The organism is Alienimonas chondri, from assembly GCF_013036045.1.
Taxonomy (GTDB): domain Bacteria; phylum Planctomycetota; class Planctomycetia; order Planctomycetales; family Planctomycetaceae; genus Alienimonas; species Alienimonas chondri.
Genome location: NZ_WTPX01000005.1, coordinates 60,975 through 72,615 on the forward strand (window position 1 = coordinate 60,975; position 11,641 = coordinate 72,615).

At 69.1% G+C, this 11,641-nt stretch carries 11 protein-coding genes and 1 other RNA gene; 4 read left to right on the top strand and 8 right to left on the bottom strand.

Going from position 1 to position 11,641, the window contains the following annotated elements:
• Positions 1–90: 90 nt before the first annotated feature.
• The 4 genes from LzC2_RS01550 to rnpB form a co-directional block, all read right to left on the bottom strand.
• Positions 91–564: a PTS sugar transporter subunit IIA gene (locus LzC2_RS01550; protein WP_171183007.1), complete on the bottom strand. Its 474-nt coding sequence runs from the start codon at positions 562–564 to the stop codon at positions 91–93.
• Positions 565–637: 73 nt separating this feature from the next.
• A complete protein-coding gene (locus LzC2_RS01555) occupies positions 638–1,090 on the bottom strand; it encodes an HPF/RaiA family ribosome-associated protein (RefSeq protein ID WP_315854488.1) in 453 nt (150 codons plus the stop codon).
• Between the two features lie 221 nt (positions 1,091–1,311).
• Positions 1,312–1,617, bottom strand: a complete 306-nt coding sequence (locus LzC2_RS01560) for a hypothetical protein (RefSeq protein WP_171183011.1) — start codon at positions 1,615–1,617, stop codon at positions 1,312–1,314.
• A 235-nt stretch (positions 1,618–1,852) separates the two neighbouring features.
• Positions 1,853–2,361: RNase P RNA component class A (gene rnpB / locus LzC2_RS01565), an RNA gene on the bottom strand.
• A gap of 134 nt (positions 2,362–2,495) precedes the next feature.
• On the opposite strand from rnpB, the gene LzC2_RS01570 reads away from it, so the two are divergent.
• Positions 2,496–2,996: an FHA domain-containing protein gene (locus tag LzC2_RS01570; RefSeq protein ID WP_171183013.1), complete on the top strand. Its 501-nt coding sequence runs from the start codon at positions 2,496–2,498 to the stop codon at positions 2,994–2,996.
• 21 nt (positions 2,997–3,017) lie between these two features.
• Positions 3,018–4,277 (top strand): ribosome small subunit-dependent GTPase A, encoded by a 1,260-nt coding sequence (rsgA, locus tag LzC2_RS01575; RefSeq protein ID WP_171183015.1) that lies wholly within the window; start codon positions 3,018–3,020, stop codon positions 4,275–4,277.
• Between the two features lie 18 nt (positions 4,278–4,295).
• On the opposite strand, the gene LzC2_RS01580 is transcribed toward rsgA, so the two are convergent.
• Positions 4,296–5,729, bottom strand: coding sequence for an outer membrane protein assembly factor BamB family protein (locus tag LzC2_RS01580; protein ID WP_206678525.1), 1,434 nt, complete (start codon positions 5,727–5,729; stop codon positions 4,296–4,298).
• Between the two features lie 174 nt (positions 5,730–5,903).
• Between LzC2_RS01580 and LzC2_RS01585 the strand changes: the two genes are divergently transcribed.
• Together LzC2_RS01585 and LzC2_RS01590 are read left to right on the top strand one after the other, a co-directional pair.
• Positions 5,904–6,632, top strand: a complete 729-nt coding sequence (locus LzC2_RS01585) for a DUF480 domain-containing protein (protein WP_171183020.1) — start codon at positions 5,904–5,906, stop codon at positions 6,630–6,632.
• Between the two features lie 97 nt (positions 6,633–6,729).
• A complete protein-coding gene (locus tag LzC2_RS01590) occupies positions 6,730–9,201 on the top strand; it encodes a tetratricopeptide repeat protein (protein WP_206678526.1) in 2,472 nt (823 codons plus the stop codon).
• A gap of 27 nt (positions 9,202–9,228) precedes the next feature.
• Here the strand turns inward: LzC2_RS01590 and LzC2_RS01595 are convergent, their stop codons facing one another.
• The 3 genes from LzC2_RS01595 to LzC2_RS01605 form a co-directional block, all read right to left on the bottom strand.
• Positions 9,229–10,386 carry a hypothetical protein gene (locus LzC2_RS01595; RefSeq protein ID WP_171183025.1) on the bottom strand — a complete coding sequence of 386 codons (1,158 nt, stop codon included), beginning with the start codon at positions 10,384–10,386 and terminating at the stop codon, positions 9,229–9,231.
• On the bottom strand, positions 10,383–10,913 hold the full coding sequence (locus LzC2_RS01600) for an anti-sigma factor family protein (RefSeq protein ID WP_171183027.1): 531 nt from the start codon (positions 10,911–10,913) through the stop codon (positions 10,383–10,385). Before LzC2_RS01600 ends, LzC2_RS01595 begins: the two co-directional genes overlap by 4 nt.
• Before the next feature lie 77 nt (positions 10,914–10,990).
• A partial coding sequence (locus LzC2_RS01605) for an RNA polymerase sigma factor (RefSeq protein ID WP_315854489.1) occupies positions 10,991–11,641 on the bottom strand: 651 nt, incomplete at its 5' end.

An 11,641-nucleotide genomic window follows, 5' to 3' on the forward strand; every position in this document is an offset into this window, starting at 1 on the left:
CAACGGGGGCGGACGGCGACGCCGGTAAAAGTCGGGGGACGCGGGCCCCCAAGCCTGGTTTCTCAGACCCGGTCTTCCTCAGCCACAGCCTCAGCTGATGTGGCCTTCGTCCGCCTCGCGGAGCAGTTCGACCACTTCGTCGGCGGTCTTCGCCTGCTTGAGAAAGTTGCAGAACGTGTCGTTCTTGAGGTGCCGGGAGACCGTCTCCAGCGCCCGCAGATGGTCGCGGGTGTTCTCCGGCGGGCTGACGAGCAAGATCATGATGTAGACCGGTTCGCCGTCGAGGCTGGCGAAATCGATCCCCTCGTGCACGAGGCCGACCGTCGCCGTGAGCCGATCGACGGCGGGGTGCTTCGTATGGGGAACCGCGACGCCGTTGCCGATGCCGGTCGAACCCAGTTCTTCCCGCTTCAACACCGCGGCGACGATGGCGGGTTCCTCATCCCCCGGCAGCTTGCCGGCATCCTTCAGCGAAGCGACCAATTGCGCGATCGCGTCTTCCTTCCCCGCCGGTTTGAGGTCGGGAACGATGGCGTCAGTACAGACGAAGTCGAGCAGATTCATGGCGACGGGTGCGGTTCGGAGCCGCGGAAGGCACGCCGGAGGAGGCGGGGACGCGAGAAATAGAGACGGAAGACTAGGTGGCGCTGGGCGGCTTGGCGACGCCCCCGGGGGTGACGGACAGGTCCGCTTCGGCCGCCGCGGGGGGGAGGCCGTCGTCGTCATCGTCGTCGTCCAGCGCAGGATCGTCGGCGAACGGATCGCCGGCCACGTCGCGAGCGGACGGATCGCCGTGGTGTTCCTGAATCCGCTTCTTATAGCGGCGAATCTGCCGCTCCATCTTGTGGAGGCAGGATTCAAACGTCGGAATGACTTCAGCGCCCTCGTCGTGTGAGGTGAAGTCGTGCTTGTGCTCCGCATCGACCAGCAGTTCGACGCGAACGCGATCGCCGGCGTGCTCGAACTCCACCGTGGTGACGATCTCCGTCACGCGTTCGAACAAATGGACCAGCTTGTCGCATTTCCCCGAGATGAAGGCACGGGTGTCGTCGTTGAGCTGGCCGTGTCGGACGGCGATCTTAGTTTGCACAGGGGCACACCTACCTCGGCCGATCGGGCCGGGCCGCCGCCCGCGACGACGCGGCCGGACTGGCCGCCGCGGGGCAGTGTCATCGACTGCGCCAGCGACACGGCCGACGGCCGCCGGGCGGTCCGGAAGGGGCATGGAGTCTATCGCCGCTGTTCAGCGACGCAACGTCGCCACCCCCTCAAGCGCCGGCGCGGCCGGCCGCGCCGGCCCGGGAGCGCCGTTCAGAATGCGTCGACCGACCCGGACCGGTCCCGTCCGTGCCCCGGGGCGACCGGCGTGGCCTTCAGCGGTTCCGGCGCCGGCGTCAGTTCCGGCAGCGGATCGAAGTGCCCGGCGTAGCGCACCGCGTGGGCGCCGTCGTCGTCGGTCGGACTCTCCGCGAAGGGGACCGTCCGCGGTGCATCCGCCATCGTCTCTCGTCCCGCGGAGCGGCAGCCGATCGTCATCCCCAGCAGACCCAAAGCCGCCCAACTCGCCGGCCCGGCCGCGAGGCCCGCAATCCGACGGCGGCGAGCGGGGAAAGGCATGCGCGGCGAAGCTGGGAACGGCTGGAGGGAGCGACGAATCGTGGATATCGACCGTCGCCGGACCCCCGCCCAACCTCGGACCACGCTTCGCCCCCGAACTGTGAACCGTCGGCCGATCATGGCGGCGCCGCCGGATCGACCGCCTCGGCCGACAAAACGAAAGACTCGTTGCGCGAAGAAACCCGTCGCGTGGGGACGAACGGAAAGGATTCGCGAGGACTCGCGCGCTAAAGAAAACCGGGGCGGACCTGTAAGCCGGGTCCTGTACCGCACCGGCGCCGACGTGCGGCGACGGGGGCGGCGATCATTTCTCTGCGAATCGCGTTGCCGCGACCCTCGAGCGGCCCACCCGGACGTCGAACGGTTCGGACCGAGCCGCGTTCGTTCCTCGCTCGTCACGAGTCCCCCGAGGGGTTCCCGAGACGGGTTCGGCGTTCCTCCGTCCTGTTCGGCCTTGCTCCAGGTGGGGTTGACCAAGCGACCGACGTCGCCGCCGGCCCGGTGCGCTCTTACCGCACCCTTTCACCCTTACCACGCACCCGCCTCCCGAGGGAGGCAAGCCGTTCGGCGGTTTGCTTTCTGTGGCACTGGCCCGAGGCTTCCGATCCACACCGCGTCGCCGCGTTGCGGGCCGTCGCCCGGTGGGCGTTACCCACCACCCTGTCCTGTGGAGCCCGGACTTTCCTCGACGGGTACGTCGCCTCCGAAGAAACGCCGCCCCGCCGCGATCGCCCGGTCCGCTCCGGCACGCGTACTGTAACCGGTCCGGAACGCCGAACCATCCAGTCCGGCTGGGGTCCGCCCCGGTGACGGCCGACGCACGGCTCCGTATCCTTACCGCTCTTGTCCCCGGCCTCTACTTGCCCCCCGAGCGTCCCATGTCCGCCGAATTGCTGGGAGAACTGATCCCGACCGGCGGCGGCGATCCGATCCCGTTGCGACGCTCCCCCCTGACGATCGGTCGCAGGTCGCGATGCGACATCGTCCTCGCCTTCGACAACGTCTCCGGCAAACACTGTCAGCTGGAACTCAAGGACGGCTACTGGCACGTCGCCGACCTCGGCAGCTCGAACGGCATCCGCGTAGACGGTTCTCGCTGCATGGAAAGCGCCCTGCCGCCCGGTTCGATGCTGCGGATCGCCAGGCACGAGTACGAAATCGCCTATACCCCGCAGGGCGACGGCCCGGCCCCGGAGGTGATGGGCGGCGAGCGATTCGGCGGCAGCCTGATGCAGCTCGCAGGCCTGGAGAAGCCGGAACGGCCCGCCCCCGCGAAGCGGTCGTCCCCCAAAACGCTGGCGTCGACCGATTTGCCGCCGGGCGACGACGAGGAGGAAGACGAGGCCCTGCGCCTGTTGTTAGGCGGCGACGATGACTGATCTCTGGGATATCCGTCGCTGATGGCTCGAAAGAAACCGGGAAAGTCCGCGGGAAAGAAAGTGCGGGTCGAGTTCCGCAAGAACCGTGTGAAGCGGACGCGCGTGAACGATCTGACCCGCGACGCCGCCCCCGCGGCGATCGTCGGCCGGGACGGCGGCGAAGAGGGCGGCGAGGAAGATCTCGATGAGTTGACGGGCAGCGAACGACTCTCCGGCAAAGGCGACATCTCACGGCGCCGCACGGTCGTCGCCGAGGAACGCGACGGCCAGTTGATCCGCGATGTCGACGTCGAAGGTTGTCTCGCCGGCCGGGTGGTGTCCGCGATCGGACTGCATTGCCTCGTGGAGGGGGAGCTCCCGGTCTCCGAGGACGCCGACTTCGGCGAACGCTACGAATGCACGGTTCGCCGCGTCCTGCGAACGCTGGCCCGCGACGGACGCAACGCCGTGGTCACCGGCGACCGCGTGCTCATTCGCCCGCAGGAGGCCGACGGCGTTCGCGAAACGCCTGACGGCCCCGCGAAGAAGATGGCGGTCGTCGAACGGGTCGAACCGCGGCACGGCGTGCTGTCCCGCGAGCACAAGAACCGGGAGCACGTCCTCGTCGCGAACGTGGACCAGATCGTAATCGTCGCCAGCGCCGCCGATCCGCCGCTCAAACCGGCCCTGATCGACCGCATGCTGGTGAGCGCGGAGAAGGGCGGGGTGAAGGCCGCGATCGCGGTCAACAAATGCGACCTCGCGGGTGACGATCGACCGCGGCTGGAGGAACTCGCGGGGCTGTACGAATCCCTCGGCTATCCGACCGTGCTCGCCAGCGCCGTGACGGGCGAGGGGGTCGAGCGCATCCGGGGATTGCTCGCCGGTTCGCAGAGCGTCGTCGCCGGGCAGAGCGGCGTCGGCAAGAGTTCGCTGCTCAATGTCGTCGAACCCGGGTGGAGCCTGCGGGTCGGCGAGGTCAGCGGCTGGACCGGCAAGGGCCGCCACACGACCCGCCGCGCGATTCTATTACGGCTCACCGCCCCCACCGACGACGCCTCAGCGACGCCCGGGTGGGTCGCTGACACCCCCGGCGTGCGCCAGTTCGCCCTGTGGGACGTGGCGGACTGGGAGGTCGAGGCCTACTTCCGAGAGTTCCAGCCGCACATCCCGCACTGCAAATACCCGGACTGCACCCACACGCACGAGGACGGCTGTCACGTGAAGGCCGCCGTGTTGGACGGCGCGATCAGCCGCGTTCGGTACGACAGCTACGTGCGGATCATCAGCGGAGCGGACTGAGCATCCCGCGGCGGCCGCTCAGTCTGCGGCAATCCGGTACAGCCTGTCTTGCCGGTTCGCCCCGTAGCCGCTCGCGGAGCGAATCAACAACGTGTCGCCGATCACCGCGGGACTGGCGTAGCACTCGTCGCCGAGTTGGTTCTCCGCCAGCTTCTCGAACCCCCGCGAGGTCACTCGGTAGACCGTCGTGATGCCGGGCGTGCTCGGCTGCAACACGCGGAGATCGTCCCCCGTGCCCACCGCGACGGCAGAGGGGCGAAACTGCGGTTTCGACAGCCGCGTCCGCCAGGCGATCTCGCCGGTGGCCGCGTCGAAGCACCAGGTGCGGCCGTCGTCATGGGTCACGAACGCCAGCCCGTCCACCAGCAAGGGACTGGGAACGTAGGCCTTCCCCTCGTCCCGCCATGCAACCGTCGGTTCGGTCTCGCCCGCGGCCGGGGGGAACACGGCCAACGTCTCCGATCCCGGGTAGCCGCCGGACGCGATCACGATCGACCGCGATTCGCCCCCGACATCGACCACGCCGGCCACCGCCGAGCCGGAGACCGTCGCGGTCAGCCCCGGGACGCTCCACATGAGCGAGCCATCTGTCGGATCGTAGGCGTCCAGCTTGTCGTTGCCCGCGACGATCAGCGTGTCGCGGCCGTTCAGCGTCGCCAGCAGGGGCGTATTGAACGAAATCTGCGCGTCGCGCGGCGTCCGCCAGCGGACGTCGCCGCTCTCCCGATCCAGAGCGACCAGAAAGCCGGGGCCGACGTTGTCCGCGGAGACGATCACGACCGAGCCGTACAAGACCGGACTCGCCGCGTACCCGAACTGCGGCCGGAACGCTCCCAGTTTCACTTCGCCCCACAGCTTCTCGCCCTCGACCGACCACGCGGAGGCCCACACGGCGTCGTCGTGGAGGTTCGTGACGAACACCGCTCCGCCGCCGACCGCCGGCGTCGTGGCGGCGTGGCTGCTTTCGCGGTGCATACCGCCCTTCGGCAGCCGTCCCGCCGCCGTCTGCTTCTGCCAGAGTGGGTCGCCGGTGGCGAGATCGTAGGCGAGCAACGATTGCGTGTTCGCCGCCTCGTCCGCGGTCGTCAGAAAGATGCGGCCGTCGTCGACCACGGGGGAGGAGTTCCCGCGGCCCGGCACGTCCGTGGCCCACATGACGTTCTTATCGGCTCTCCATTCGGTCGGCGGGTTCGTCCCCAAGGCGACGCCGTTGCGATTCGGCCCGCGGAACTGCGGCCAACCGTTCTCCGCGGTCGGCACGACGGGCGCCGCGGGATCCAGCGGGGCGAGCGCAATCGACGCCCCTTCGATCTCGACCGGCGCCACGGGGCCGCCAGTTTCTTCGACCGAAACCGGCTCGACCGGTTCGCCCCGCGGTCCGCATCCCGCAGACAGTGCGAGACCGAGCGCCGCGATGTAAAGCGGCCGAAGAAAACGACTGAATCGAAACACGCGGCACCGAGGATGGACGGGAGGCGTCGAAGCTGGACTGTAGAGGACCACGCCCCCGGGGCGACCCCCTCCCGGTCCCCACGGCGTTTCCGACGGCGAACCGGTCGTCGCGCTTGCCGCAAACGGCCGAAGCGGTCACCGTCCGTCGCCGCACCCAAGCAGGACGCTCGCCCGATGGACGCCGACGACCAATATCCCCCCCTGAAGTCCCTCACCCGCCCGCAGCGCCGGGTGATCGGCACCCTGATCGAGAAGGGGCTCACGACGCCGGGGTCCTATCCACTGACGCTGAAAGCCGTGGTCACCGGGTGCAACCAAAGTTCCAACCGGGACCCGGTGACGAACTACGGCGAGGGGGCGGCGCTGGAGACGTTGGACGACCTCGCCGAGATCGGGTTGGCCGCGGAGGTGCACACCGCCGGCGGACGAGCGGCGAAGTACCGGCACCTCGTCCGCAAACGGCTGACGATTTCGGAACCGCAGATCGCGGTGCTGGCGGAGTTGATGCTCCGCGGCCGGCAGTCGCTCGGAGAACTGCGGGCGCGGGCCTCCCGAATGGTGCCGATCGCCTCGCTGGACGACTTGCGAGAGGCGCTCGACGGGCTGATCGAAATGGGCTTCGTCTCCGCCGACGGTCCGCTCGAACGTCGCGGCGCCACGGTCGATCACGCCCTCTACCCCCCGGACGAGGCGCCCCCCGCCGCTCCGGCATCCGCGGGGCCCTCGGCAAGCAGCGCCCCCCCCGCCGCAAGCGCCGCGGCGCCGGCCGTCGATGCCGGCGAACTCGCTTCGCTGCGGGAAGCGAACGAGACGTTGCGCAGCGAACTGGCCGACCTGACGGATCGCGTTGCCAAGCTGTCGGACTCCCTGGACGACCTGCGTCGCGACCTCGGCGTCGCCTGACCGACGCGGCCCGCGGGGACAAACGCAGCCTCCGCGCCGGCGAATCGTCGGTCGTTGGCGTAGGATAGGGGGAATCATGCCTCCCGCTCGGCTCAGTATGCCCCGTCTACAACTTCATCCCGCCGGTCCGGCGGCCCTCGCCGCCCTGTGTGCGACCGTCCTGATCGCTGGATGCGGCGAGAGCGGGGAAGAAGCGTCGCCGCCCGCGGAGAGCGGCGAGCAGACCGCTGCCGCCGAGACGCCGGGCGAACCGAAGGCGGCGCCGAAGGAGCCGATCTCACCGATCGGCACCTTCCGTCTGCTTACCCCCCGGCAGGGGCGGGCCACGAACTTCGGCGCTATCACGATCGCTGAGGAGGACGGCAAGCCGGTTTTGAAGGGCTTCAATCCGACCGAGCAACTGGAGTCCCTCAAGCCGGAAATGACGCTGATCGAGGCCAGCGAGGACGCGGTGTCGTTCAAGCTGACCGGCAGGGAAGAAGAAGCCGACATCTATCTTCAATTTGAAGGGAAACCGACGCCGGGCGTGATCATCGGCACCCTGCACGACGAGACCGGCGGCGCCATCACGCCGGCGTTGTTGGTTCCGCTGCCCCCCGGCGAACCGAACCCCGGCCCCCCGGCGCTCGCGGACGCTACGTTTGAGCAAATCGTCAAAGCGATTGGGGCCGCCAGCCCGGACATCACCGGGTTGGAGATCGTGGCGAAACGCAATCCCTACGCCCCCGCGTTTTTCCCGCTGTATCAAGCCGCGATCGCATCAGAGGCGCAGCAGGACAAGACGCCGAAAGAGATTCGGAAGATCATCGCGGGGTACGTCGCGTTCTCCGAGAACTGGGGGCCGTGGGCGGTGGCGGATGCTCACCGGACGGCCGGAGCGTTGTTGATCAGCGTGCCGACGTATCGAGAAATCGCGGACGAGCAGCTCGCCGCGGCGGTCGCAGCCCTGCCGGACGCCGCTCCTGAGGGAACCGCGGAACGTTGGCAGGAACAATTCGAAGCATTGCAGGCGGAAGCCGATCGGCGCGAAGACCAACTCGCGTTGTCGCAGCGCATGGCCGAGGCGATGGAGTTGGCCGAAACCGACGCCGAGGCCGGTCTGGCCGAGCTTCGAGCCATTCGGGCCGATCGCCCGGATGAACCGCCGACGCTCTACATGCTGGCCGACGGCCTGTACCGCTACGGCGGCGACGCGGGCCGGGACGAACTCGCCGAACTACATGAGCAGTACCCGCTGGAGGCGGTCGTGACGTACCTCCTCGCGGAGAAGGAGCGGACCGCGGGGCGCAAGGAAGAGGCTCGCAAACTGTACGCGGAAGCGACGGCGATCCCCGGCGGCCCCTACATGATTCAACCGCTCGCCCAGCGCGCCGCGCCGGGCGAACTGAAGCATCCGCGGGAGTGGCTGAACGAGGAGCTTGAGGACACCGGAGCCGTCGCCGAGTTGCTCGCGGAGACGTATCGCCGACTGGCCAAAAGCATCGCCGAAGAATCGCGTCCCGCGGACGACGGCGATCGCACGGTGCTCGCGGAGTTGTTCACCGGTTCGATGTGCCCGCCCTGCGTCGCCGCGGACATGGCCACCGCAGCGCTCGCGGAGACCTTCCCGCAGGAGGATCTCGTCATCTTGCAATATCACCTGCACGTTCCCGGCGCCGATCCGCTGACGAACGCCGACACAGTCGCGCGTGCCGCCGCGGTCGATGTGCGCGGCACGCCGACCTTCCGCTTGGACGGCGAAACGCCGGACTTCCAGATCGGCGGCCCGGTGGGCGCCGCCACGGAGGCGTACGAAAGCCTCGTTGAGGCCGTCGAAGCACGCCGGGGGACGCCGGCCGGCGCCACGATCGACGTCGAGACGAAAGCGGACGGCGATCGGTTCGACGCGGTCGTCACGGCTCGCCGAGAAGGGGGCTTCGCCGCGAACCACCGCTTACACGTCGTCATCGCCGAGGACGAAATGGTCTACGCGGCCCCGAACAGTATCCGCACGCATGAGATGCTGGTTCGCGCCATGCCCACCGGCGCCGCGGGGGTAGGGCCCGGGGAAGACGGCGTGCTGACCTATCGGGTCGACTCCTCCGTCTCCGATCTGCGGGACGAGCTGAAGACCTACTTGGCGGCGTACGAGCGCGAGCACGACGGCCGCATCTTCCCGGACAAACCGATGCAGCTCACGCGGCTGACCGCGGTCGCTTGGATTGAAGATTCGACGAGCGGCGAAGTGCTGCAAACGGCGTTCTCTCCCCTCGGGGAGTTTGACCCGCCGGCCGAGGAGGACGCCGCCTCCCCCGCCGAAACGCCCGACGCCGCTCCGAAGGCCGAATCGACGAAAGATGACCCGTCCAAGAAGGCAGACGACGCGGAAGCCGACGCCCCGGAAGCGGACGCCGCGACCGACGCGGCTGCCCCGACGGGCGAAGAGGAACCTGCGGAGAACGCCCCCGCCGGCGAAGGTGAGCCGGAGATGAACGAGGCCGGTGCGGCCGAGGAAACGCCGGTCACGGAGGCTCCGGCCGGCGAATCCGCCGGAGGGGAAGCAACCTCGACGGACGGCGCCTCCCGCTAACCGCCGCGGCTCCGAGCAGCGTCTCGATCAGAAGCTTGGACGGACCCTCGGCGGGCCGTTCGGTGGCGGACCGTCCGACGGCGGACCGTCTCCGGGACCGGGGCCGCGCGGGCGTTCCGGCGGACGACGGTCCCCGCCGCGACGGCCGCCGAAGCGGCGGTTCCCCGAAACGGAGTCCCGCAGTCGATTGGCGAGTTCGAAGGCCCGTGCCGCGGTCTGTCGCTCCTCGTCCGTCATCGACAGATCCTCCGCAGAGACTCGCTCGTCTCGCACCAAATCCTCGGCCAGGTCCGCCCGCGCCGGGCCGCCGGCGGACCGCACGGCGACCCGGTCGGGCATCGCGGTGAGCTGATCGAGCAGTCGCTCCCCATCCGGCCCCCCGATGCGTTCCGTCCAGGCCTCGCGGAGCGCGCTCGCCATGATTTCGACCAACTGACCGCGGACGAATCGCATGCCGAATTCGCCCCGCTCGCCCTCGCCCTGCATCCAGGCAGCCAAACCCGGCAGCCCGCGCTCGGAGAGCCGGAGGTCGAGTTGCGTCAGCAGCGAGTCTTGGAGCCAATCTTCCGCCGGCCGCGGACGTTGTACGCCGCGAGGCGTCGCGACGGCGTCGAGCACCAGGAACAGGCGTTCGGCCCGCGGTCGTTCCAGCGGGTCGTCGCCGGTCACTCGGGACAGGCTCGACTGATCGGCCAGCAGGGCGGTCAGCTCTTCTTCGATCAGGTCTTTGCGTGGCCAATCGCGCGGCGAACGTTGGCCGGGGGCCGGATCGAACCAATCGCTGAACCGTTCCGGCGGCGGCGGAATCGTGCGATAGCCGTCGATCACGCGGCGGAGCATAACGACCCGCTCCTCGGGAGTGCTGGCGGATTCGACCGCGGCTCGCTCCGTCGGGGTGAGTCTCGCGAGTACGGCCTGCAAGCGGTCCAGCGACTGGTTCAGTTCCCCGCCGGGGCCGTCCTCCTCCAAGCGGGCGTGCAGGGATCGCAGTCTATCCCGTTCAGCGTCGGGGAGAGAGAGGAACGCTTCGTGCCGGTCCCGCAACGCGGCCCGCTCCTCCGCGGTGAGATTCTTGATTCGCTCGCGGCTGGCGGCCTCCGCGTCCTGCCCGCTCGCGGGGACGACGCCGACCGCCGCGAACGTCACGGCGACGGCGAAGATCAAGCGGGGACGGCGGGCGATCATTCCGGCGACTCGGCGGGGGCATCGGGATCGAGGTCCGGCGGCAAATCGACGAGCACGCCGGCCTGGTTCAGTTCCTTCAAAAACGCTTCGCTGTGAGCGTCGCGGAGCCGCGGCAGATCACGGAGCACCGGATCGTCCCGCACGATCGGGTCGGAGGCGCCCGGCACCCACTCCGCCGCGGCGAGGTATCCGATCGCCGCGGCCGCCACGAGGCCCGTCGCCCAGGCGGCCAGCAGACCCGCTCCCTTAGCAACGTGCACGGCGGTGCGATCCGCCAGCGGAACGCTATCGTCCAGCGCCTTGGCCGCGGCGAGCGTCCGCTCGGTGAATTCCCGGTCCGGATCCGCCGCCGGCAGCAGATCGAGCAGATCCCAGGTGCGGGTCAGCATCTCGACTTCATGCCGAGCGACCGGGCTGGCGGAGAGCGCCTTCTCAATGCGTCCGCCGGCCTCGCCGTCCAATTCGCCGTCCAGATACGCGACGAGGTCGTCGCGGTCTTCGGCGGACAGGCGGGCGATTTGGGGCATTGGGAGCGGGCGGGGCGGTTCGTCGCACGGAGGCGAACGACGGTCGGGCGGGAAGGGCGAGCGGCGTACGGGGGCGGTTATTTCACGTAAGGTTCGAGTTTCGATCGCAGGTTCTCCCGCGCTCGCGCCAGCAGGCTTTTGACGGCGGCGGGGGACAATTCCATCGTCTCGGCGATGTCGGCGTAGGGCATCCCTTCAAAGCGATGCAACAGCACGGCGAGCCGCTGCCGATCCGAGAGCGTCTCCAAGGCGTCTCGGACCTTCCCTCGCAGTTCGTCCTTGGCGAACTGGCGACTGGGCATCAGGGCGCTTTTCTCCACCGCCATCTGCTCGTGGGTGCCGGTCGCGGACCCCTCCTTCGGGTCGACCCGCACCTCCTTCTTCCGGCCAAGTCCCCGCCGGGCGTTACTGGCGAGGTTGTGGGCGATGCGATACAGCCAAGTGCTGAACTTCGCCGTCGGGACGTAGCCGGTGCGGGCGCGATAGACCCGCAGGAACGCTTCCTGAGACAGATCCTCCGCGAGGCTGCGATCGCCGACGAGGTGCGTGAAGACCGTCACGAGCCGCGCCTGAAACTTGTCGACCAGCTCCGCGAAGGCGGCTTCGTCCCCATCGCGAACCTGCAACATGAGTTGCACGTTCGGATCGCGGAGCGCCGACGGGCTGGCGACCTCGCCCGCGGAGGGGACGGCGACCGCCGCGTTCGACGGGGCCGCCTTGGCGGGGCG